Source organism: Rhizobacter sp. P3_C12 (genome assembly GCF_056402735.1).
In genome coordinates, this window is sequence record NZ_JBFUGW010000592.1 from 1 (window position 1) to 1,286 (window position 1,286).

A 1,286-nucleotide genomic window follows, 5' to 3' on the forward strand; every position below is an offset into this window, starting at 1 on the left:
AGCGCGCCGTAGACCACGGCCGACAACCGCGCCCGGCGGCTGCCCCGGTTGCTGAAGCCCACGCTCGGCTGGTTGCCCTGGGGGTCGGCCGTGTAGGTGCGGACCACCCGGCCCAATGCGTCGTACTCCGAGCGCGAGAGYCCCACGTCGGCGCTGCCGCCGCTGGTCGACGAGCCGCTGTCCAGGAAATACGGCTGCGTCTGCAGCAGCACCTGCCCCAGGTCGCCGTACTCGGTGTCGGTGGCGATCAGGCGGTTGGTGCCGCCGGGTTGCGTGGCGCCGTCGAACGCCTCGGTGATCTGGCGAAGCACCCGGCCCGCGCGGTCGATATATTTGCGGGTGAACGGGCCGTTCTTGACGCCTTCGGCACCGCTCGCATCGCGTGGCTCCGCGTGCACGAACTTCACCGCATCAGCCGGGATCTCCGCCGCACCGGGGCTCGGGCATGTCGGGCTGTTCGTGGCGGTGTCGACGCGGCCCGCGATGTAGCAGTACGCCGTGATCGACCGCGTGCTGTCGGCACGGATCTCTCGCGTCGCGCGACCCAGGTCGTCATATTCCCAGCGCGTGGTCAGCCCGTTCGGCCCGGTCTTGCTCAGCACCGTGCCGAAGCGGGGATCTACCGTCTGCGTTTCACCGTGCAGCAGCGCGTTCTTGCGCTCGCTCGGCAGGCTGCCTGCAGGCACCTTGATGCTCTGGCCGGCGATCGTCACCGTCTGCGCGGCATACGTGGTCGTGCTGGTGCGCGCCGTGAAGAGCGCCTCGCCGCTCGCGCCCGGGCAGTTCTCCTGCCGCGTGCTGATGCGGTTGCCCGCCGGGTCGTAGCCGTAGGTTGTCAGCACGCACAGCTTGGGGTCGTCGGGCTCGACCTTCTCGGTTTCCACCAAGCCATCGGGGCGGTAGGTGGTGCTCACCGTCTTCGTGTAATGGAACGGGTCAATGGGTGGCTGGACTTGCGCATGCGCCATCGCTTGCACCCAAGCGGCGCCCGCGAACACCACCAACCGGGCCAGCCGCTTCATGTGCACTTGCGCAATCTTTTGCGCGTTTATCTGCGTGGTCTTCACAGGCAGGTCCCCTTCACGATCGCCTTGCTCGTCATCGCCGTGCCGAACGGGTTCTTCACGCTGAAGTTCACCGTGCGAGCGGTGCATCGGTCGTAGATCCACTGGAACGTGCAACTCCCAGGTGACGCGGCCACGCTGCCACCCACGGTGCAGGTGCTCGTGCCGCCGGAACCCGCATCGCTCTGGGTCACCGCCGTGATCGTCTGCGCCGCGCTGTAC

At 67.9% G+C, this 1,286-nt stretch carries 2 protein-coding genes; both read right to left on the minus strand.

Features of this window, described 5'->3' with window-relative positions; genetic code table 11:
* On the minus strand, nt 1-1,022 hold a 1,022-nt coding region (locus tag AC1DXV_RS34775), incomplete at its 3' end, for an RHS repeat domain-containing protein (protein WP_477938064.1).
* Nucleotides 1,023-1,063: 41 nt separating this feature from the next.
* Nucleotides 1,064-1,286: hypothetical protein (locus AC1DXV_RS34780; RefSeq protein WP_477938065.1), on the minus strand; the 223-nt coding region annotated here is incomplete at its 5' end.